16 protein-coding genes and 1 riboswitch are annotated in these 22,078 nt (G+C 46.2%); of the genes, 9 read left to right on the top strand and 7 right to left on the bottom strand.

The window, feature by feature from the left end; genetic code table 11:
* Positions 1 to 102: 102 nt before the first annotated feature.
* Positions 103 to 264, bottom strand: a riboswitch (cyclic di-AMP (ydaO/yuaA leader).
* 291 nt (positions 265 to 555) lie between these two features.
* The 6 genes from bchD (at position 556) to ACTIE0_RS12065 (ending at position 9,437) form a co-directional block, all read left to right on the top strand.
* Positions 556 to 2,544 (top strand): magnesium chelatase ATPase subunit D, encoded by a 1,989-nt coding sequence (gene bchD, locus ACTIE0_RS12090; protein WP_006670731.1) that lies wholly within the window; start codon positions 556 to 558, stop codon positions 2,542 to 2,544.
* 255 nt (positions 2,545 to 2,799) lie between these two features.
* Positions 2,800 to 3,762 (top strand): Npun_R2479 family HD domain-containing metalloprotein, encoded by a 963-nt coding sequence (locus tag ACTIE0_RS12085; RefSeq protein ID WP_174447142.1) that lies wholly within the window; start codon positions 2,800 to 2,802, stop codon positions 3,760 to 3,762.
* Positions 3,759 to 5,801 carry an NAD-dependent DNA ligase LigA gene (gene ligA / locus ACTIE0_RS12080; protein WP_006670732.1) on the top strand — a complete coding sequence of 681 codons (2,043 nt, stop codon included), beginning with the start codon at positions 3,759 to 3,761 and terminating at the stop codon, positions 5,799 to 5,801. Before ACTIE0_RS12085 ends, ligA begins: the two co-directional genes overlap by 4 nt.
* A gap of 169 nt (positions 5,802 to 5,970) precedes the next feature.
* Complete coding sequence (gene cax, locus ACTIE0_RS12075; RefSeq protein ID WP_006670733.1) at positions 5,971 to 7,077, top strand: calcium/proton exchanger; 1,107 nt, start codon at positions 5,971 to 5,973, stop codon at positions 7,075 to 7,077.
* A 56-nt stretch (positions 7,078 to 7,133) separates the two neighbouring features.
* Complete coding sequence (locus ACTIE0_RS12070; protein ID WP_006670734.1) at positions 7,134 to 7,319, top strand: hypothetical protein; 186 nt, start codon at positions 7,134 to 7,136, stop codon at positions 7,317 to 7,319.
* A gap of 78 nt (positions 7,320 to 7,397) precedes the next feature.
* Positions 7,398 to 9,437, top strand: coding sequence for a serine/threonine-protein kinase (locus tag ACTIE0_RS12065; protein WP_006624561.1), 2,040 nt, complete (start codon positions 7,398 to 7,400; stop codon positions 9,435 to 9,437).
* A gap of 139 nt (positions 9,438 to 9,576) precedes the next feature.
* Here ACTIE0_RS12065 and ACTIE0_RS12060 read toward each other — a convergent pair whose 3' ends face one another.
* The 4 genes from ACTIE0_RS12060 to ACTIE0_RS12045 all read right to left on the bottom strand — a co-directional run bounded on the left by ACTIE0_RS12060 (position 9,577) and on the right by ACTIE0_RS12045 (position 15,132).
* Entirely contained in the window at positions 9,577 to 11,430 is a 1,854-nt protein-coding gene (locus tag ACTIE0_RS12060) for an iron uptake porin (RefSeq protein WP_439516907.1), read from the bottom strand.
* A gap of 476 nt (positions 11,431 to 11,906) precedes the next feature.
* On the bottom strand, positions 11,907 to 14,117 hold the full coding sequence (locus tag ACTIE0_RS12055; protein ID WP_006670363.1) for a PhoX family protein: 2,211 nt from the start codon (positions 14,115 to 14,117) through the stop codon (positions 11,907 to 11,909).
* Positions 14,118 to 14,149: 32 nt separating this feature from the next.
* Entirely contained in the window at positions 14,150 to 14,890 is a 741-nt protein-coding gene (locus tag ACTIE0_RS12050; protein ID WP_006670364.1) for a winged helix-turn-helix domain-containing protein, read from the bottom strand.
* A gap of 80 nt (positions 14,891 to 14,970) precedes the next feature.
* Complete coding sequence (locus ACTIE0_RS12045; protein ID WP_006670365.1) at positions 14,971 to 15,132, bottom strand: hypothetical protein; 162 nt, start codon at positions 15,130 to 15,132, stop codon at positions 14,971 to 14,973.
* Between the two features lie 184 nt (positions 15,133 to 15,316).
* Between ACTIE0_RS12045 and ACTIE0_RS12040 the strand changes: the two genes are divergently transcribed.
* The gene (locus tag ACTIE0_RS12040; RefSeq protein ID WP_006624567.1) at positions 15,317 to 16,069 is read left to right on the top strand and encodes a creatininase family protein; all 753 of its coding nucleotides are present in this window, start codon (positions 15,317 to 15,319) and stop codon (positions 16,067 to 16,069) included.
* 177 nt (positions 16,070 to 16,246) lie between these two features.
* On the top strand, positions 16,247 to 19,402 hold the full coding sequence (locus ACTIE0_RS12035; protein ID WP_006670366.1) for a response regulator: 3,156 nt from the start codon (positions 16,247 to 16,249) through the stop codon (positions 19,400 to 19,402).
* Here the strand turns inward: ACTIE0_RS12035 and ACTIE0_RS12030 are convergent.
* The 3 genes from ACTIE0_RS12030 to psbN form a co-directional block, all read right to left on the bottom strand.
* Positions 19,399 to 20,307, bottom strand: coding sequence for an MBL fold metallo-hydrolase (locus tag ACTIE0_RS12030; protein WP_006670367.1), 909 nt, complete (start codon positions 20,305 to 20,307; stop codon positions 19,399 to 19,401). The genes ACTIE0_RS12035 and ACTIE0_RS12030 overlap by 4 nt on opposite strands.
* A 3-nt stretch (positions 20,308 to 20,310) precedes the next feature.
* Positions 20,311 to 21,411, bottom strand: coding sequence for a chorismate synthase (gene aroC / locus ACTIE0_RS12025; RefSeq protein ID WP_006670368.1), 1,101 nt, complete (start codon positions 21,409 to 21,411; stop codon positions 20,311 to 20,313).
* A 102-nt stretch (positions 21,412 to 21,513) separates the two neighbouring features.
* Positions 21,514 to 21,645, bottom strand: coding sequence for a photosystem II reaction center protein PsbN (gene psbN, locus ACTIE0_RS12020; RefSeq protein WP_006618392.1), 132 nt, complete (start codon positions 21,643 to 21,645; stop codon positions 21,514 to 21,516).
* An 86-nt stretch (positions 21,646 to 21,731) separates the two neighbouring features.
* Here psbN and psbH point away from each other — a divergent pair, with 86 nt between their 5' ends.
* Positions 21,732 to 21,935 carry a photosystem II reaction center phosphoprotein PsbH gene (gene psbH, locus ACTIE0_RS12015; protein WP_006618393.1) on the top strand — a complete coding sequence of 68 codons (204 nt, stop codon included), beginning with the start codon at positions 21,732 to 21,734 and terminating at the stop codon, positions 21,933 to 21,935.
* Positions 21,936 to 22,078: the final 143 nt, after the last annotated feature.

The raw sequence follows: 22,078 nt of genomic DNA, 5'->3' as shown, positions 1-22,078 counted from the left end.
ACTAACCGCTCAGAATCTAGGGTGGGTATAACAAACCAGGTCTATACCAACCTAAGGAAACTGAATTGCCAAGCTATCTAATTGTCTTAGAAAGTGTGCGCCTCAGCCTCCTCTCAATGCCTACGGAGTTAGCTGACGGGCTAGGGCTGAGAGTTGCCCTTCTCTTTATCTCTGTCGGTTGTTGACAGAAACACTTTGCGAGATTAGCCCCAAAAATTTGGTTCCTCCGCTCCGACCACATCACCGCGTCTGCACCTGCTCGAAAAGTACATAACGGCAATATTTTACTTTCGCCGGATTAGGCTGACTGTTTGTTTTCTATATAATCCCATTCTAAATTACCAAATATCAAATCGTCAAGAAATTGTGAAATTTTTTTTTGACAGGGAAACAACGGATGATATTCTCAGGGGGAAGGGTGGCTAGATCTCGGAAGCGATCGCCGATCGCCCTGCATTGAGAAAAACTCAACAGGGGGGTTGTGGGGAAGGATGTCAATTGGAAAATTTCCCCTTTAGTGCTAGAGTTAGCAATTGACCACTACTGACAAGAACCATGTCTGCGCCCCCTAGCGCCCCAACTGTAACAACATTTCCCCTCGCCGCCGTGGTGGGACAAGAAGCGATCAAATTTGCCCTGCTGCTGGCCGCAGTTGATCCCGGCTTAGGAGGTGTGGTAATTGCTGGACGGCGGGGAACCGCTAAATCAGTGATGGCCAGAGCCCTTCATGCCTTATTACCGCCCCTAGAAGTAGTAAAAGATGCGATCGCCAACATTCCCCCCAACTGGGAAGCGGGAGAACCCACCCCAGAAACCGCAATCATCCCCGCGCCCTTTGTACAAGTTCCCCTAGGGGTAACAGAAGATAGGCTGATAGGTTCAGTAGACGTAGAAAAATCCGTTAAACAGGGCGACACCGTATTTCAACCCGGCTTATTAGCCACAGCCAACCGAGGAGTCCTTTACATTGACGAAATCAACCTCCTCGATGACAATATAGCCAACCTGCTGCTAACAGTTTTAACGGAAGGGCGCAACGTCATTGAAAGGGAAGGGATCAGCTTTGAACATCCCTGCCAACCCCTATTTATCGCGACCTATAACCCGGAAGAAGGTCCCCTGCGAACCCATTTACTCGATCGCATTGCCATAGCCCTATCTGCTGATGGAGTCCTGAGTTTAGATCAACGGGTGCAAGCAGTAGACCAAGCCCTCGATTATTCCCAGTCTCCCGAGGCATTTCTCCAGCAATATACAGAAGACTTAGATAACCTGAAAACTCAAATTCTCCTAGCCAGAGAATGGCTAAAAGATGTCACCATCACCTCAGAGCAAATTCTGTACCTGGTAGAAGAAGCCATCAGAGGGGTAGTTCCCGGACACCGGGCGGAACTGTTTGCGGTGCGAGTAGCTAAGGCTTCGGCGGCTTTAGATGGTAGAAATAGCGTTAATGCTGATGACTTGCGGCGGGCGGTAGAATTAGTTATTGTACCCAGAGCCACAGTAATTCAGACCCCCCCCGAAGAACAACAACAGCCACCACCCCCACCCCCACCACCCCCCCAAGGTGAGGACGAACCGGAACCAGAGGACGAAGACGAAGACGAAGAACCGGAAACCGAACCCCCAGAAGAAGAAGAAAATAGCATCCCAGAAGAGTTTGTGTTTGACCCGGAAGGGGTGGTGCTAGATCCAACGGTGTTGTATTTCTCGCAAATGGCAAACCGACAGGGTAAAACTGGCAGCCGCAGTATGATTTTTTCAGAGGATCGCGGTCGGTATGTTAAACCCATGCTACCCAAGGGTAAAGTACAACGCATTGCGGTAGATGCTACCCTACGGGCGGCAGCACCCTATCAGCGATCGCGACGGTTACGATATCCTGAACGTCGGGTAGTGGTAGAACAGGGGGATATTAGATCTAAGCGCCTAGCCAGAAAGTCCGGGGCTTTGGTGGTGTTTGTGGTGGATGCTTCCGGGTCTATGGCCCTAAACCGGATGCAGTCAGCCAAAGGCGCGGTAATGCAGCTATTAACTGAGGCTTACCAAAGCCGCGACATGGTGTCGTTAATTCCCTTCCGAGGGGAACAGGCGGAAGTTTTGTTACCGCCTACTCGGTCAATTGCGGCCGCCAAACGACGCTTGGAAAGGATGCCCTGTGGGGGTGGGTCTCCCCTGGCTCACGGACTAACTCAAGCGGTGCGGGTGGGGATGAATGCTAAACAGTCTGGAGATATCGGACAGGTGGTAATTGTAGCAATTACGGACGGCCGAGGTAACATTCCCTTAGCCCGATCGCTCGGTGAACCTATCTTAGAAGGTGAAAAACCGGATATTAAAGGGGAATTGCTGGAAATTGCTGCCAAAATTCGTGGTTTGGGTATTCAATTGTTAGTCATTGATACGGAAAATAAATTTGTCTCGACAGGTTTTGCCAAGGAATTGGCGAAAACGGCAGGAGGTAAGTATTATCATTTACCCAAAGCCACAGATCAGGCGATCGCAGCTATGACTCAAAATGCCATTCGTGATGCGATCGGTTAAAGTATAGATAACCAATAGGTTTTTTCCATGGAACCTGTTATTTCCCATTCTGGGGAAAAGCCATCCCCAGGCAGGTTTTACCCATGGTTGCTAGAGGTTTTCCAGGGTCTCAGAAATTCCGTCAATTGGTCATCTGTCCGCCTGGTAAAAATTTGCCTATAATACCGGAAAACAGTTAGTCCCAACCCTAGACTAATATTGTGCTTCCTAATGCTCAGGATTAACCAATAGTGTTTTGAGTGGAAATTTATGAGTATGTTTAATGCTACTGCCATTCTCATTGATGCCTTCGTCCAACGCCTACAGGCTGGTTACCGCCGTACCTATGGGGGATTTAAACCAGACTACCCCGAAATAATTGCTTGGGCTGGCACAATGGCTCTGGAAAATATCGCCAACTGTGACGCTTTATACCACAATGTCGAACATACTATGCTTGTCACCCTAGTAGGACAAGAAATTCTGCGCGGGAAGCATATTCGAGAGGGGGGAGTCACGCCAGAAGACTGGTTACACTTTACCATTTCACTCCTATGTCATGATATCGGCTATGTGAAAGGAGTATGTCGGCGAGACCAAGACGCTAATGGTTTATATGCGACAGGAATTGATGATGGTATGGTTTCCATAAGTTCAGGCGCAACCTCGGCTAGTCTGACTCCCTACCATGTCGATCGCGGTAAATTAGTCATAGATGAACGCTTTGGTGGTCATAAACTAATTGATGCGGAACAAATTAAACGCAACATTGAACTAACCCGGTTTCCCGTCCCGGCTGATGAAACTCACCAAGACCGCCAGAATTACTCAGGACTCGCGCGCGCGGCTGATTTAATCGGTCAACTCAGTGACCCTCGCTACCTCAAAAAGATTAGTTCCCTATTCTACGAATTTGAAGAAGTCGGGACTAATAAAGTCCTAGGTTACAAAACCCCCGGCGACCTCCGTAATAATTACGCCAAATTCTACTGGAATGGTGTATTTCCCTACATTCCCGCCGCCTTGCGATATTTACAACTGACCCAGGAAGGGAAACAAGTTGTGGCTAACCTATACGCTAACGTTTTCCAGGTGGAAAATGAACGGCGTATCCTCAGCGAAAGCGAGAAATATCTGCCAGATAATTCATCCATTGGTGAAGAAAATGGCTACAACGGCGACAAAAACGGTAGTTCAGACCTACCCAAATTTAGCGAAATGTCTAATTTGAATTTGTGAACGACCAAACACCAAAAACCCCAACCCCGGAAATTTCCCAAAAACTTGAACAGTTGAGGCTAACTGTCCAACGGGCTAGTTATGCCTATTATGTTCTGGATGCTCCGACTATGGAGGATGGGGTTTACGATCGCCTATATCGGGAACTGCAAGAACTCGAAACCCAATACCCAGAACTAATCTCTCCTGATAGTCCTACCCAGAGAGTCGGAGAAAAACCCGCTACTCAGTTTGAGTCTGTACGCCATAATATCAGTCTTTATAGCCTGGAAAATGCCTTTAATATGGCAGAACTCCAGGCTTGGGATGAAAAATGGCGACGTTTTCTTGGTAACTGGGCAGCGGAAGATAATAACTATATCTGTGAACTCAAAATAGATGGTTCGGCGATCGCTCTCACCTATCACGATGGCATATTAGTTAGGGGTGCGACTCGTGGGGATGGAGTCACTGGGGAAGACATTACCCAAAATATTAAAACTATCCGCTCTATTCCCCTAAAATTACATCTGGATAACCCGCCGCCTGTGGTGGAAGTTCGGGGGGAGGCTTTCCTCTACAACCGTATTTTTGCGGAAATTAACCAGGAAAGACAAAAAAACGGAGAGCCACTATTTGCTAACCCGCGTAATGCGGCCGCCGGAACCCTGCGACAACTTGACTCCCGCATTGTGGCTGCTCGACACTTGGATTTTTTCGCCTATACTTTACACCTAGACTCCCCCAATTTACATGATCACTGGGATTGTCTGGAGTTGCTCCCAAAAATGGGCTTTAAAGTCAATCCTAATCGCCAACTGTGTCAATCTTTGCTGGAAGTTCAGCAGTATTTTAATACTTGGGAAACTCAGCGCCGAGAATTACCCTATATGACTGATGGGGTGGTGGTTAAGCTAAATTCCCTCAGTCTCCAAAAACAGTTGGGAGAAACGAGAAAATTTCCCCGCTGGGCGATCGCCCTTAAATATCCGGCGGAAGAATTGCCCACTAAGATTATATCAGTTACTTTCCAGGTCGGACGTACTGGAGCCTTGACTCCGGTGGCTGAACTTGAACCCATACAGTTAGCTGGAACAACTGTTAAACGCGCTACACTTCATAATCAAGACCGCCTGACTGAATTAGACCTACATATTGGCGATACGGTAATTGTCCGTAAGGCTGGGGAAATTATCCCGGAAGTGGTGCGAGTATTGCCGGATTTGCGACCAACTGGCGCTAAACTGGTGACTATGCCGACTCATTGTCCTGAGTGTGGGGAAACTGTGGTAAAAACTCCACCGGAGGCGGTCACCCGCTGTATTAATTCCTCTTGTCCGGCTATTGTGCGCGGTTCTATTATTCACTGGTGCGGAAGAAGGGCTTTAGATATTAATGGTATTGGGGAAAAGCTGGTTCAGCAATTGGTTGAGACTCAATTGGTGCGATCGGTCGCTGACCTTTATCATCTTAATATGGATCAGTTGGTTGCCTTAGAACGCCAGGGCCAAAAATCAGCCCAGAAAATTCTGGAGGCGATCGCCGCTTCTAAAAAACAACCCTGGCATCGAGTATTATATGGTCTAGGTATTCGCTATGTCGGAGAGGTTAATGCTGAGTTACTCGCTCAAAATTTCCCGAGTTGTCAGAGTTTGGCGGCGGCTTCTTCCGCACAAATAGAAGGCGTTTATGGTATCGGCGCGGAAATTGCTACTTCTGTTTATCAGTGGTTCCAAAATCCTGCTAATATCAGTTTATGCGATCGACTTGAACAATCTGGTTTACAGCTTGCCAGTGTGCCGTCAACTGCACTAAAATCTACTCCCCAAGCGCAACCTTTCGCCGGAAAAACCTTTGTGCTTACCGGAACATTACCTACTCTCACCCGAGAGGAAGCTAAATCTATCATTGAGAAAGCTGGGGGAAAAGTAACTAATTCTGTTACCCAAAAAGTCGATTATTTACTATTAGGAGACAAGCCGGGATCGAAATTAGCAAAAGCTCAAAATCTGGGTATCGCAGAGTTATCCGAATTAGAGCTTTTAGAGATGGCAAAATAAGCCATGATTTAGGGTGTAAATTAAAGCCACAAATCATCATCATTGAACTGATGTATTAATTTACCAATCTCAATCCGGGTGACATATTCAGGGCTTGCTCAACTATATTTCTGCTACTTTTAGCCAGTCAATCCGATTAAATATACCTCTAAAAGCGCCATAGAAATATATGCTCAAAACCAATCAAATCATCTCCCTGCTGCTCATTTTTATTCCCATTTCCATTGTCGCCGAATATGGACACTGGGGAGCCACTATAATCTTTATAACCGCCGCCCTAGCCATTATTCCCCTGGCGGCTTGGATGGGTACAGCTACCGAAGAAATAGCAGTAGTTCTCGGCCCTAATTTAGGAGGGTTAATGAATGCCACATTTGGCAATGCTACCGAATTAATTATCGGTTTTGTCGCTCTCAAAGCCGGATTGGTAGAGGTAGTCAAAGCCAGCATTACCGGGTCAATTATTGGCAACTTATTACTGGTAATGGGTTTAGCCATGTTTCTGGGAGGATTAAGGTTCAAAGAACAAGAATTTCCCCCAGTAGTGGCTCGTCTGAATGCCTCAGCCATGACCTTAGCAGTAATTGCTATATTAGTTCCCACCGCCGTAGATGTCACGTCCAGCGGCATAGAGGAAAGCACCATGCAAACTCTGTCCGGTGCGGTGGCGCTAGTGTTGATTATAGTTTATATCCTCACCCTACTATTTTCCATGAAAACCCACTCCTATTTATATGATGTGGGATTAGCAGAAAACGAAGTAGAACCCGGAACGGGAGAAGAAATATCAGGGGAACCTCATCATCAAATCAATCTAAAATTATGGATTGTGGTGCTTTTAGTGGCTACAATTATGGTGGCGGTTGAGTCGGAGCTGTTGGTAGGTACTCTGGAAGAGGCTACCGAGAGTCTGGGTTTGACAGCACTATTTACCGGGGTGATCCTAGTTCCGATTATTGGGAATGCAGCCGAACACGCCACGGCTGTGACGGTTGCTATGAAAAATAAAATGGATCTGTCGGTGTCGGTGGCTGTAGGTTCGAGTTTACAGATTGCCCTCTTTGTAGCACCAGTGTTAGTTCTGGCGGGGTTGGTGCTAAATCAGCCAATGGATTTAGACTTTAATCCCTTTGAGTTAATAGCTGTGGCTGTATCGGTGGCGATCGCTAATTCGGTAAGTTCTGACGGCCGGTCGGACTGGTTGGAAGGGGTGTTGCTGCTGGCTGCATATATGGTTTTAGGAATAGCCTTTTTCTTTCATCCCGTCATGTTGTAACCCACCCCCAACCAACAAGCCACGTTTTGGTCGCTAATTAGTATCGAGGAGCCAAAATGTTATACTGGGTTGCAACGGTATCGGCTAGAATTATCATATATAGTAGCAGTCTTTATATGGCCGCCTTCCTGAAAGTCGCGATCGAGGCTTATGCTTTCCAGTTTGCTACTGTTTCCTTTCAATGTCTAAGCACCTATTCCCAAGCGATTGCCAAAAAGGATAGATATGTCTATGGATTTTGACGGTAGGTGGCTAAAGCCGATCTTGGCTTTTCCTCCCTGCTTTGAACAGGCAGGGCTTGCAAGTGTTAAGGTGTTTCCGTGAGTTATTGCCTCAATCCCAAATGCCCTAAACCCGATGATGAGTCGAATGCCAAACGACGCATTTGCGCTCAGTGTGGCTCTGATCTGTTTATACAGAGTCGTTATCGTGTTATCAAAAAGATGGGTGGGGGAGGATTTGGTCAAACTTTTGAGATTCTCGACCAAAAAGATAAGACTCGCAAAGTTTTAAAAGTTCTCCTCAAAGAACATCCCAAGGCGATCGCTCTGTTTAAACAAGAGGCGAAAGTTTTGAGTGAACTTAGTCATCCCGGCATCCCTAAAGTAGATAAAGATGGCTACTTTACCTTTATGCCGAAAGATGAGTCGCCGCTGCATTGTTTAGTCATGGAGAAAATCGAAGGGTTAGACCTTCAGGAGTGGATGAAGGAGCGCAAAAAAGAACCCATTAGCCCAGAATTAGCCATGGATTGGCTAAAACAACTGGTGGAAATTCTCGATCGCGTCCACAGTTTACAGTATTTTCACCGAGATATTAAACCTCAAAACATCATGCGAAAGCCTGATGGTCAACTGGTGTTAATTGATTTTGGCACAGCGCGGGAAGTGACCGAGACCATTATGGGGTTTAGTTCAAATGGCTCCGGCGAACAGGATAATGATAAGAAACGCGCCACAGGAATTGTCTCCCCTGGTTATACGCCGCCAGAACAAACGAACGGGAAAGCAGTACCTCAGTCGGACTTTTTTGCCCTGGGTCGGACTTTTGTTTATCTGTTGACGGGAAAACCCCCCACGGCTTACCCAGAAAATCCTCGCACTGGGAAACTTTTGTGGCGTAAGGGTGCGCCAAATATCCCGAAACAATTGGCGGATGTTCTTGATTATCTGATGGCACCATTTCCGGGAAATCGCCCCCAGAACCCTGGGGTAGTTCTCCAGTGTTTAGCTGAAGTGGAACTTAATCCGCCACCCCGCGATAGTGATGAAAGAGAAGATCCCAAATCAGATACCAAAGGTAAAAAGAAAGAACAGCTGAAGACGAAAATCCACCTCAGTGAACTGAAAATTAAGATTCCCTTCAAGGCTATTGGTATTCTGAGTGTGATTGTGACCATGGGGGGGTTGATTTATACCCAGGTAGACGGTTATCGGCGCTATGGCTTAATTCCGGCTAACCCTATGTTGGTGATTAGAGGGTGGCCTAATCGTATGTGGCTACTGGGGCATAAGGAGGCTTTAGGGCAGGTTTATGCTTTGGCGATCGCCCCAGACGGTGAAACTCTGGTTGCGGGAACTTTTGGCACAATTCGACGCTGGGGTATCCATTCTGGAGAGGTTTTTAATCCCGAAAGCGTCCATTCGAGTTGGGTAAGGGCCCTAGCATTCTCCCCCAATGGAGAGATTATGGTCAGTGGTAGTAATGATAAAACTATCCGTATGTGGTGGGGATCGCGTCAACGTACTATTGAAGGACATACAGGAAGTGTCCATGCTTTGGTTTTTAGTCCCAACGGTCAAATTTTAGCTAGTGGTAGCGAAGACAGGACTATTATTCTGTGGGATACCAATGGTCGGCGATTATCAACTATTCTCGCCCATGACCTCCCGGTTAATGCTTTGGCTTTCAATCCCCAGGGTAATGTTCTCGCTAGTGCTAGTGCAGATGCCAGTATCAGATTATGGAATGTCAATGTCGGTGATAGTAGTCGCCGACTGACAATTACTGGCCATGGAGATAGTATTAATGCGATCGCCTATAGCCCCGACGGTGAAACCATCGCCAGCGCTAGTGATGATGGAACCGTGCGCTTGTGGAATGCTAACACAGGGGAACAACTGCGGGTTTTTGAGGGACACAGAGGCCCGGTGAAATCCCTAGTGATTACCCCAGATGGCCAAACTTTAATTGCTGGAGGCGATCACATTGTTTTATGGAATCTCAACACCGGGGAAATAATCACTACCCTTTGGGGTCACGGAGACCTGATCACAGCCCTAGCCCTCACCCCAGACGGCAAAATCCTCACCAGTGGTAGTGAGGATAAAACCATTAAAATCTGGCAGCTAAAGCTGTAGCCCCAGAGGGGAGTTATATGGGGGGGTGTAGGTTGGCTCCGCGCGGTGGTCATTTGGGAATTAACCAGGCGATCGCTATATTGCCTAAACCCGCCCCTACTCCTCCCTCCGGGAAACTCTTAGCTTTCAGGCCCCTATTTTAGAAGCGGAAAGTAGTCCGCAGGGTTCCTACCAAAATATTAGCATTGCGGGCATTGTGATCAGGATTGGTCAAAACATAGAAGCCAGGAGTGATGGAAATGTAGTCGTTGAAAGCATAGCGATAGAAGGCTTCAATATGGAAGGAAGTATCGCGATCTTCCAAAGCGCCGATGTTATGGAAAATCACTTTAGGAGGCATTCCGATAATAATACCACCCAAATCTCCTTCACTGAAAGCATCTGGGAAGCCCATAGTCACAGCCCAGTTGAGAATGGCCGCGCTATCACTGCCATTATTCTGTTGATGAGCCCAGGTAGCTCCAAACCAGCCACCCAACTCGAACTTCTCAACTATCCGCCAGTTAAACTGGAAGCCTAGGTTATCACTGGTGGTGGCGTTATCACCAAAGGGGCGATCGGCGATCCAGCTTCCGGTAGCACCCGCCATATTGACATCGTCGCTGGTGAAATATTTACGCGCGTACTCTACCCCAAAAGCCAGCCTGTCTGTGGGTTCATAGATCAACTGAGCCGACTTAGTATTGCTACCGTTGAATAAGCCATTACCAGCAGTAGCATCGGAGGCGTTACCAGCTAAATAACCCAGATTGAGTCTGAACTGACGATCATTACCAAAGGCAAACTTAGCCGCCGCCCCTGCACCTTCTGGACCCCGGAAAATGGCAGGGTTACGCTGACCAAACCGAGAAATTGAGGCATTAGAACCGCTGTTAAATGGGGTGATCACATCCATGATGTCATCTAAATCAAGGCTGTTAGCACCGATAAAGATGTGCGCCCGACGATTGAAGGCTGGGAAACGGTAGTACAAATCATCTAGCTCTATCCCATCGGAATCGCCATCAATAGCAGTCCGAGACATTAAGGTATTGGTCAGGTTAAATCTGCTGAGGTTAGGGATATTTAACGCTTGCAGACGGGTTCTCAATAGGTCTTCGCCGGTAAAGCTGGTATCAAAGTTCAGACGAACCCGGTAGCCGAGATAGGTTTCGGTGGGGTCATCACTGGCTGGGCCAAAGGGTACCCCTGCTACATTATGACGAGAGCGATCGCCAAAGCTATCTCCTGGCCAGAACACTACTTCCCCGCGCAGTTTGGTAGTGGTGGAGAACTGATTAGCCTCCAATTCAGCCGTCCGCGCTTCCAAAGCGTACACACGGCCGCGCAAAGTTGCCAATTCCGCCGCAAACTCTTCCTGGAGCCGTTGCAGAACCGCCAAATCTTCGCGAGTTACCAAATTAGCCACAGAAGCCGCAATCAATTCGTTAACCCGTTCCAAACAGGCATTTAAACCAGCCGCAAACTCAAAACGAGTCATGGCGCGGTCTCCTCTAAAGGTTCCGTCTGGATAACCTGCAATACAGCCATAACGTTCTACCAAAGACTGAAGCGCTTGGAATGCCCAATCTGTAGGTTGAACGTCAGACAATTGAGATACAGAGGTCACCTGCTCCATAGAGTCGGCAACTTCACTGTATAGATTGATTTGTTCTAGGTCGGCAATTCTGAGTTCCTGTTCCATCTCAGGTTGTACCTGAGCTACCTCTTGGGTTTCGGCAGAGGACTCAAAACCTAAATCCATTACATTCTGAGACAGAGGAGCCGTGTTATCGACCTCTGGCGCAACTGCCATTAGCGAGGTAGTATCCGCATCCAGGCTAAATTGACTAACTCCTTCCGCTGCATCTGAAGCTAGGGATGCCACTTGGGAAGTAGTAACCAGCTTGTCTGAAGGGCTGTCTGTGGCTAATGCAGCAGTTGTGCTTAACAGAAGAGCAGCACCCAGAAAGCCTGGACTCTGCTTGAGAGTGTTCCATAGAATTTTGTTCATCATCTCAAATCTCACACCGACTTAAAAAGACCTAAGCGAGGATGTCCCCAGCTCGAATGAACCAATAGTATCACGATTTCACGTAAAACTCCTGGGAGGGTTGGAAGCTCCGTGATTGCTCACGGAGAGGAAAACTGACTCAAGCGGATGACCGCCGCCAGCACCCCCTTGCGGGGTGGAGGGGTATGGTTGCCCCTCCATGGAGCTATGGTTGGCTCCGACTCCCTTGCGGGGTAATGTTTGCTTCGCCAATGTTCAGAGTCGGTACTATCCAAATCGCACGTCCTTAACCCCTTAGAGATGTTTAACGATTCGGTTCTAGAGCCTGGAACTAGCACGCATTCCAGGGTAGGAACTTTAACTCTTGCTCTGAACGGAGCCAGTTAAGGCTATAGCTGGTCAGCTACCTGAAAGGGGGGCACGAAGCCCCCGTGCTTCAGCCGGGGGTGCTGACATCCTAACAGTAGGTGATTACATTAAACGATCGCACCCAAATTTTGTCTACGGATTGCCACAATAGAGGGCTTGGGGGGGTCTGTGGGGTTTTTACCTGGCCAGTTAGAGCCGATGGGAACCTCACGGGTTTGCATAAACTCCTGACCATCCAGACCAGTCATGGCAAACTCACGAAATTGGGATGCCATATTTCGGCGCTTACCATTATACTCTCCCGGATGTTGTACTGCCACAAATAGAGTTTGCTGATCGGGGCTAAAAAATGGTCCGCACAATTCACATTCCATGGGTCCGATCGCAAACAGATAGGCTTGACCCGCATCTGGTGGGGTGGTTGGTAAACACCACAGGGAGTTATTGCCATATATACCCATTAAATCTCTCGATGCTAAGGGTTCTCCGGCTTGATTTACCCGACCTGGGGGGACGGATTTGTTTTGAGAGCCAGTGCTAATATCTGTGACCATCCACAGATTACCTTGGCTATCAAACTCCAAATTATCTGGATTGCAAAATCCTAACCCACCTTGGAAAATTTCGCCACCCGCTGCCCACATTTCCCACCGAAATCTCAGCGCGTCCGGATCTCCATTATCCTCAATCAGACGAACTATCCATCCTGGGTCATGGGGAATAATTCCCCCTGGACCTTGAAAAATCCGCCCATCTGGTCCCTCACCATTGCGATCGCCACCTCCAGAGGTGAATGCTATATATAAGGAACCATCACCAGCAATCATAGTATCTTCTGGACGGGCGCAACAAGTAGCCCCGGCGGCACTAGCTGCTAAATGGGCATCAACCAGGATAGCACCCTGTTGGGTTTGCGAGTCGCCTAAATACAAATCTCCCAAGGTTTTGTACTGTTTCTTAAAGGCTTCGACTTCTTCATCTGTGGTAGCCACAAAACTGCCCCCTTCTGGGCGCAATGGTAAGGCTATGGCTCCCCCTATATGAACACTGGCTGGATCGGGGTTAACGGCTGTTTTAGCAGCCATAGGAATCCATTTTCCGGTTCCGTCTGGGTACAATTTGGCGGCGTATAGCATTCCGCTGGTCAATAGCCGAGAATTTTGGCGATCGCTTGGATCAATTACCCGGTCACTACTGACAAATTTATATAAATGTCCACTACGGCGATCGCATCCCGAATAGAAGGCTAGAGGTTTTCCGGCTGTTACCCTGACACCAACGGCTTCATGGCGATACCGACCCAGCCAAGTATGTTTGGTCCCATAATCTTCGGGGTCCGCTGGATTCACTTCTACAATCCAACCATATTTGTTCCCAGCTAGTCCTAAGACGTTACCCAGACCCCTGGTGGTAGAAAAGGGAGTCTCTGAAGGGGAAAAAGATGTACCATCGGGATGTACTGATTCCGTGACATAACTCTGGAAGTTTTCCTCGGCACTTAATACTGTTCCCCAAGGGGTTGTTCCCCCGGCACAGTTAGCGAAAGTGCCAATAATTTTATCTCCGAGGCGATCGTGATAACCCCGTCCCCCCTGGCGAAAAACTGCCACCGCTGGACCTGTAGCCTTGAGATAGCGTCCATCAGTCCAACCAGAAATTCCGGTAATGCGGCGATCGACAGATGAGTAAGTCCGTACCCATTTCCCCTCACTATCTCGACCGAGGGAAATTACCCCCATTCCCATATCGATTAACCCTTCTTTAGAAATCTCCAGAATTGCTTGTCTGAGAGGGTCTTTTCCCGGCAAAGAAAAAGCATCAATACTCTGGCTTTGGGCAGCCTCTAAAGCCTGTTTAACCACCGCAATAGGTAAGGATATCCCTATCACTTCCTCGTAATTTTGTCCCCAGGTACCGCTAATATACTCAAAGTTAACAGTCAAAAAACCTTGATTTTCACCAGTTTGTACAAAGGACAGATAATCATTGTTATACCCACACCGAGAATCACCCACCGGGTCTCCCCAACTGGCGATTACATCATAGGTAAACCCTTCGGGAAGTACCAAATCATCAATTACCTCGTACTTACCATATTTTCGGGATATAGCTTGATGGTCTGCACCGCTGATTTGCTCATAGGTCGGTAAAGGCATAGGACCTTTGACCGATTTAAAACTAGGGGCAAACGAGGGTGTTTCTGTAGTTGATGAACCCAGAAAATTGCTCCGATATGGTTGCTCACAGCCTTTCAAAGCCGCCGCCCCCATACCCGCAGTAATAAACAGCAAAAAATCCCGACGATTACAAGAAGCCATAAATCTGCCTATTTCTCAAACCTTGGATAATTTTAACCAAACCGATAACCAAACCCTCTAACTGTAATGATATATTCTGGTTTACTGGGTTCAACTTCTAACTTTTCTCGCAACCAGCGAATATGAACATCCACAGTTTTACTATCCCCCACAAAATCTGTACCCCAAATTACATCTAAAAGTTGTTCACGAGACCAAACTCGACGGGGATAACTCAAAAATAACTCTAGCAAACGAAACTGTTTAGGTGAGAGTTGAACTTCCTCACCCCGAACTATCACCCGACATTCTTCTTGATATAGGATGATATCTTTATATTGAAGCATCACAGGTCCTGGAAATTTCCCTATTCTTTGGCGACGGATTAACGCACGACACCGAGCGATAAATTCACGGATACTGAAGGGTTTGGTCAGGTAATCATCCGCCCCTGCTTCTAAATAAAATGCACAATTGTTGGCGTTTTCTTTGTTGCCAATAATCAAAATTGGCACAGATTGACCATGATGCCGTAACATACGACACAGATCTAAACCATTGGTTGCATCTAGAATGAGAAGGCTAAAGGGAAACTCTCCGGTAACTGCTCCTGTATTGGAAATAGAAGGCAGGGCATCTCGGCTGTCTTGGGCAATCATGATTTTATAGCCTTGTTCTTCCAAAGCAATGGATAATATATCCCGCCACGGCTCCTCATTTTCCAGCAACAAGATATGTCCATTATCTATGACATCTGAGCGGTAAGACTTCTTACTCAAATCTGGGGAAAACATAAGTATTTATTCCTGGGTGAATGATGATGTTTGTCAAAACTTAGAAGATTAACCCCCAAGTTGGCTAGTTTTGAGGAAAATTAATCTATCACCATCCATCCGACAAAGGTATGTTCTCCATTATTTATGAGTTTGAGGAGTTGTGAGTGTCTGACAATGACAACCTTATGGTCGGGGTTGACCCGACCCGCAAGCACCTCACTTGTCTCTGACTCTGGCTTAATGGCCAGGTTGTTAAACATTAGTTTCCACCCCCAATCTGCCCGGTGTTGTTGAATGTTCGTGGATCATTAGTGGAGCTATGTTCCATCGTATTTGAGATGGGTTAACTTTAGGTAAAGGAAAAGTAATGTTTTGGTTAAGCTATGGGATTTGGTTAAAATGGTGTTGCTAGTGTCTAATAAATTTATAAAAATACACAAATAAATGCTGTTACACCTAAGCACATGGCCGGAAGTGGAGGCTTACCTCCAGCAGTCTACAGGGATTATCCTACCGATTGGATCAACTGAACAACACGGACCGACGGGGTTAATTGGCACTGATGCCATTTGTGCTGAAGCGATCGCTAAAGGGGTCGGGGAGGCTACCCAAGCCTTAGTCGGTCCTACGTTAAATGTGGGTATGGCACTCCACCATACTGCTTTTCCAGGAACCATCAGTTTACAACCTAGTACCTTGATTAGGGTAATCAAGGATTATATCACATTTTTGGCAAAAAGTGGGTTTACGACATTTTTCTTTATTAACGGTCATGGGGGGAATATTGCCACCCTCAAAGCTGCCTTTTCGGAAACCTATGCCCACTTAGCTGATCTTAACTTAGCAAATAGCGATCGCATTCGTTGCCGGGTTGGTAACTGGTTTATGTGTCCATCAGTGTATAAACTAGCTAAAGAACTTTATGGGCAGAGTGAAGGTTCCCACGCTACCCCCAGCGAGGTCGCAGTTACCCAGTACCTATATCCAGAGTCCATTAAAAAAGCATCCCTCAACCCTAATGTTGCTAAAGGTCATCCCATCTATGGTGCCGCTAACTTTCGCCATAACTATCCCGACGGTCGCATGGGTTCAGACCCCAGTCTAGCTACCCCTGACCATGGCAAAAAACTCTATGAGTTAGCGGTAAAGGAACTTAGCCAGTCTTATCTGGAATTTCTCAATCAAAGTGTTTTTTGATATTGGCGGCTGGGAAAATTAGTAGTTTAAAGATGATCTATCAAGGCTGGTCGTTCATCAACGCTACAATATTATAGGTACATATTAAGTACATATTAGGTACATATTAAAGGTAGCATTGGCATACTATAAAGTTTTGCCGTCTAATTTGAGCAGCTTGTTTCGGAGAAGAGAACAGTGCCAGAGTTATTGGAGTATTTTTGGAAACCCAATTTTTATATAGCTCACGGTCATTGTTACCTGTGGCAACCTTCCTTGGTGGCACTTCATGTCATCAGTGACGGGTTAATTGTCATTGCCTATTTCTCAATTCCGGCGATGCTAATTTACTTCGTCAATAAACGCAATGATCTGCCATTTTTAAATATTTTTAAGCTATTTAGTGCGTTTATTATTCTCTGCGGTATTGGTCATGGTTTCGACATTTGGACTCTGTGGTTTCCTAATTATTGGTGGTCGGGATTTGAACGAGCCATAACTGCTTTAGTCTCGGTATATACAGCCCTAGTGTTACTGAAAATATTACCCTATTTTTTGTCATTAAAAACTCCTGAAAAATTAGAAGCGGTTAATAATGAGCTGAAAAAGCAGATTCAAGAGAGAGAAAAAACCGAGGAAATTTTGCGGGCAATTGTGATGGGTACGGCATCAGTAACTGGGGCGGATTTTTTCCCGGCTTTAGCGCAGAACCTGGCTAGATGTTTAGATATACCCTATGTATTGGTGACGGAAATTGTCAGCGATCAGGAACCGATAAAATTACGAAATCTGGCTTTTTGGTCTCAGGATAATTTTGCCGATCATGATGAATATGAATTACAAAATAGTCCTTGTCGGATAGTTTTGGATACTCAAGAAGTTTGCTTTTATCCAGACAATTTACAACAAACTTTTCCCGACAATAAATATTTTCAACACTTGAATGCTCACAGTTATTTAGGCATTCCATTAATGGCTCAAAATCAGAAAGCGATCGGGATTTTATCTATCTTAGACGTGAAACCTTTAGTCCAAGATGAATTAGCACACGCTGTCCTGAGTATTTTCGCATCGAGGGCAGCTACAGAACTACAAAGAAAATGGGCAGAAGAAGCGAAAAATAAAGCCTATGAAGATCTAGAAGTGAGGGTTGAGGAACGGACATCAGCTCTCAAAAATATTAATATTGCCCTAGAAAATCAAATTCAGGAGCGTATGGCTACAGAAATAGCTATGCAACTTATGGCAGACCAAGAGAGAGCTATTAATCGCGTGATTTCACAAATGCGACAAAGTTTAAATTTGGAGGTGATTTTTCAGGCGACTGTTAATGAATTGCGTCAGGTAATTGAAGTAGATCGCGCCCTAATTTATCGGTTCAATTCTGACTGGAGTGGGGTAATCATCAAAGAGTCTGTGAGTCCGGGATGGCGGAAAATTCTGACCGCAAATAAGGGAGAAGAAGTGACTACACAGAATACGGTAGATGAAGAAAATTGTATTGTTAAAAAGCTAGGTTCTTCCCACGAATTAATTGAGGATACTTACTTACAAGAAACCCAGGGAGGTTTTTACTCACGGTCAAAGAGTTGTTGTTGTATTGAAGACATTTACAAGGCTGATTTTTCGGATTGCTACCTGCGATTTTTAGAACAATTTCAAATCCGGTCATATATTATTAGTCCGATTTTTCAAGGATATCAACTTTGGGGATTATTGTGTGTGTATCAAAATGATGGTCCTCGAGAATGGAAAGCGGCAGAATCTAAGGTGGTTAGTCAAATTGCTAATCAGTTGGGGGTGGCTGTGAAACAGGCGGAATTGTTCGCACAAACTCAGCAACAGGCGGCGGAGTTGAAGCGGGTTGCGGATGCTGCTAATGTGGCTAACCGCGCTAAAAGTGAGTTTTTGGCTAATATGAGTCATGAACTTCGCACTCCCCTTAATGCAATTTTAGGCTTTACTCAATTGCTACAACGCGATCGCACTTTAGCAGCTAAACATCAAGAATATATTAAAATTGTCAATCAAAGTGGTCAACATTTACTAGAGTTAATTAATGATGTCTTAGAGATGTCAAAAATTGAGGCGGGACGGATTACTTGTAACCCGACTGAGTTTGACATTAAACGCTGTTTGCCAGCCATTCAAGTGATGTTACAACTCAAGGCTGAGTCGAAGGGATTAACTCTCAATTTTCAGGTGGAAGAGTCGGTGCCGAAATTCGTGAGGACTGATGAAAGTAAATTGCGCCAAGTTTTGGTTAATTTAATTAGTAATGCTATTAAGTTTACCCAGGACGGGGAAGTTAGTTTAAGGGTGTCAGTTGGTGGAGTTGATGAAGACCTAGGTTTATCTGATGAGGATTGGGTGAGTAATACCTACTTGCTGTTTGAGATTATAGATACTGGATGCGGTATTGCATCAGAGGAAATTAATGACCTATTCCAGGCATTTAAGCAAACCAAAGCGGGTCGAGAATCGCAACAGGGAACGGGTCTAGGATTAGTGATATCTCAGAGATTTGTTAACTTAATGGGGGGTGAAATTAAGGTAAGTAGTAAACCGGGTGAGGGTAGTTGTTTTAGTTTCCAAATTCCTGTGGGTGTGGCCGACCAGATGGTTGATGAATCCGAAAGTAAATTAAATCAGGCTTGTCGGTTAGCACGGGGACAAGAAGACTATCGAATTTTGGTGGTGGAAGATAACCCAGTTAATCGGTTATTACTAACTACACTATTGCAGGATGTGGGTTTTGAGGTTCAGGAAGCGGAAAATGGACAGGAAGCGATCGCAGTTTGGCAACAGTGGCATCCCCACTTAATTTTTATGGATATGCATATGCCAGTGATAGATGGGTTTGAGGCAACCCAATATATTAAACAGGCTGAAGTTGATAGTCTTCCGGTGATTATTGCCATTACAGCCAGTGCCTTTACGGAACAAAGACAAAACTGCATTAATGCCGGGTGTGATGACTTTATTAGTAAGCCATTTCGGCGGGAACAAGTGTTAGAAACCCTGACCAAATATTTGGGGGTCAAATACCAAATTGATGAACCGAATGCGATCGCCTCTACAGCGGTAGCTACTTCCGCACCTAAAAACCATGACCATTTAGCCATAAATCCAGAAACCTTCGCCATGATGCCAGCAGAATGGTTAGAGCAAATCCACTATGCTGCTCAATTAGGAAATGATCTGATGATCTTATCTTTGATCAAACAAATGCCCCCAGAGCATTCAGATTTAGCTGAAGCCTTAACCAGCATTGTGGAAAACTTCCAATTTGAGCGATTGTTGGAAATGTTTAACTCCGAGACTAATTCCGAGACCAGGGAAAGCGATCGCTAACTAGCCACAGGCAAAATCAACCTTTCACGAGCCATAATTGCCTTGGGAAAAACCGCCTGAACTTCATGTTCAATTTGGTCAAGGAAATCATCTGAGTGGCTAGGGTCATGATGAAAAATCACCACCCGTGCCACATCCGCCGCCTCAGCGATTTTGACTGCTTCTTGCCAGGTTGAATGTCCCCAACCCACCTTGGGAGATTTAGGATTATGATATTCCTCATCAGTATACATAGCATCATAAATAAGGATATCAGCCCCCTGAGCCAATTCCAGCACATTCTCATCCAACCCATCAGGCAAATGTTCTGTATCGGAACAGTAGACCACAGTTCGTCCTTGCCAAGTAACACGATACCCCATAGCCGTATTAGGGTGATTAAGTTGTCCGGTTTCAATCTTGATATCATCAAGCATCATAGTATCCCCCGGTTTCAATTCATAAAACCTCAGATCTGCCTGTAACCCACTCAGGGGAATGGGGGAGTTGGGATGAAGTACGCGATCGATGAAATGCTTTTTCATCGATTCTCCATCTGGGGGGATAGTGCCATAGATATGAAAGCAGTTCCCTGGGGTAAAAGCCGGAGTAAACAGGGGGAAACCCTGGATATGATCCCAGTGGTAATGGGTAAAAAACATATAGGCTTCCATAGGCATTTGTGCGACTAGGGAATCACCCAAGGACCGCAACCCAGTACCACCGTCAAAAATCAGCCTTTTTCCGGCAATACGCATTTCCAAACAAGAGGTATTCCCGCCATAGCGGATAGTTTCTTTTCCTGGGGTGGGGATACTGCCGCGAACTCCCCAAAACTCCACCACAAAATCATCGGGATTTTGATCACAGGAGTCCGGGTTATCTCGACCAGTTGCCAACACAGAAGATGGTGTGATGGTTTCCATGTTTTAATCTTCAGGATTTAAAGTTCTACACTGACCGTGATGGCGCAATAGATGGTCACAGAGTACCAAGGCAACCATTGCTTCTACCATAGGAACCGCTCTGGGCAAAACACAAGGATCATGTCGTCCTTTTGCTGCCAGAGTGGTTTCCTCGCCCTCACGGGTGACAGTTTTCTGTTCTTTACGAATTGTAGCAGTTGGTTTGAAGGCAACTCGCAAAATTATCAGTTCTCCGTTAGAAATTCCCCCCTGGACACCGCCGGAACGATTGCTCAGGGTGCGGACGGCTCCAGTGTCATCAATATAAAATTCATCATTATGTTGACTACCTGTGAGCAGAGTACCAGCAAAACCAGAGCCGATTTCAAAACCCTTACTAGCGGGTAGGGACATGACGGCTTTGGCTAGGTCTGCTTCTAGTTTATCGAATACTGGCGAACCTAGTCCAGTAGGAGCGTTACGAACTACGCATTCGACTACCCCACCAATGGAGTCCCCCTGGTCTCTGATGTCTTCAATTAGTTGAATCATCTGTTGCGCCCTGTCGGGGTGAGGACAGCGGACTATATTGCTTTCGACTTGCTCAAGGGTAACCGTTGCCGGATCGATCGCTGCTTCTAGGTCTTTGATGCGTGTGACATAACCGATGATTTCAACATTGGCGACCTGTTTAAGGATTTTTTTAGCTATAGCACCTGCTGCTACTCTACCAATAGTTTCACGAGCGGAAGACCTACCGCCGCCTTGCCAATTGCGAATCCCATATTTAGCATCATAGGTGGCATCGGCATGGGAGGGGCGATATTTTTTCGCCATCTCATCATAATCCTGGGGACGGGTGTCTTTATTTTTGACCATGATCATGATCGGGGTTCCTAGGGTTTGCCCTTCAAATACCCCACTGAGGATTTCGCAGGTGTCGCTTTCTTTGCGAGGGGTGGTAATTTTGCTTTGTCCGGGTCGGCGACGATCTAATTCCTGTTGGATTTCTGAGATGTCCAGGGAGAGGCGGGGAGGACAGCCATCGATGATGACTCCAACCCCCCCACCGTGGGATTCACCGAAGGTGGTGATCCTAAATAAATGCCCAAATGTGTTGCCCATACTGGTCTTGTCTAAAAGGTTGTAGAGTCTCGATCCTATCAGATCTTGCACTATCAACGGACCGGGCTACAGTGGTTTATACTCGGAATGCTGCTGCCTCAATTAGTCTTCGTGATCCTCAAAGGGGTCACTGAGTTCTTCTGAAGGAGGACCGAAGGCGGTATAAATGGCATAGGCAGCGATCGCTACTACGGTAGCAGCTAGGGAAATGTTAAGAGCTATTGCAGGTTCCATGAGATTTGATTCAATTATGAGCCTTGTTCTTATATAATATTACGAAACATTAAAATTTGCTGTTCAACCCATTGATAAGGTGACTTATGGCACAAAGAACTTGGTTAGGCGATCGACTCAGACCCCTTAACTCAGAATATGGTAAGGTTGCCCCCGGTTGGGGTACTACTCCCCTGATGGGGGTTTTTATGGGGTTATTCTTCGTGTTTCTGTTGATTATCCTACAGATCTATAACTCCTCACTGATTCTCGAAAATGTTAGCGTGGACTGGGCCAACCTAACTCGCTAAGTTGAGAGTCCGGGAGAGCTTAATTTAATCGCAGATTAGTTGAACCAATTAGGGCGATGCGCTACCATACCAAGTATGGGTGCGAGACCTTCGGGTATGAAATAGAGCTGAAATGGGCGAAATAACTACCCGGTGAGGACTTC

Origin of the sequence: Limnospira sp., assembly GCF_051859755.1 — a bacterium.
In the GTDB taxonomy this organism is placed as follows: domain Bacteria; phylum Cyanobacteriota; class Cyanobacteriia; order Cyanobacteriales; family Microcoleaceae; genus Limnospira; species Limnospira fusiformis.
Note: the sequence above shows the minus strand (reverse complement) of the source record. Positions and strands in the feature narration are given on the sequence as shown.

Bases quoted from the DNA above. Each gene is read 5' to 3' on its own strand.
- aroC (WP_006670368.1), bottom strand. From the start codon at position 21,411: ATGGGCAACACATTTGGGCATTTATTTAGGATCACCACCTTCGGTGAA.
- ACTIE0_RS12060 (WP_439516907.1), bottom strand. From the start codon at position 11,430: ATGAACAAAATTCTATGGAACACTCTCAAGCAGAGTCCAGGCTTTCTG.
- bchD (WP_006670731.1), top strand. From the start codon at position 556: ATGTCTGCGCCCCCTAGCGCCCCAACTGTAACAACATTTCCCCTCGCC.
- cax (WP_006670733.1), top strand. From the start codon at position 5,971: ATGCTCAAAACCAATCAAATCATCTCCCTGCTGCTCATTTTTATTCCC.
- ACTIE0_RS12085 (WP_174447142.1), top strand. From the start codon at position 2,800: ATGTTTAATGCTACTGCCATTCTCATTGATGCCTTCGTCCAACGCCTA.
- ACTIE0_RS12050 (WP_006670364.1), bottom strand. From the start codon at position 14,890: ATGTTTTCCCCAGATTTGAGTAAGAAGTCTTACCGCTCAGATGTCATA.
- psbH (WP_006618393.1), top strand. From the start codon at position 21,732: ATGGCACAAAGAACTTGGTTAGGCGATCGACTCAGACCCCTTAACTCA.
- ACTIE0_RS12040 (WP_006624567.1), top strand. From the start codon at position 15,317: ATGCTGTTACACCTAAGCACATGGCCGGAAGTGGAGGCTTACCTCCAG.
- ACTIE0_RS12070 (WP_006670734.1), top strand. From the start codon at position 7,134: ATGTTATACTGGGTTGCAACGGTATCGGCTAGAATTATCATATATAGT.
- ACTIE0_RS12045 (WP_006670365.1), bottom strand. From the start codon at position 15,132: ATGTTTAACAACCTGGCCATTAAGCCAGAGTCAGAGACAAGTGAGGTG.
- ACTIE0_RS12055 (WP_006670363.1), bottom strand. From the start codon at position 14,117: ATGGCTTCTTGTAATCGTCGGGATTTTTTGCTGTTTATTACTGCGGGT.
- psbN (WP_006618392.1), bottom strand. From the start codon at position 21,645: ATGGAACCTGCAATAGCTCTTAACATTTCCCTAGCTGCTACCGTAGTA.
- ACTIE0_RS12030 (WP_006670367.1), bottom strand. From the start codon at position 20,307: ATGGAAACCATCACACCATCTTCTGTGTTGGCAACTGGTCGAGATAAC.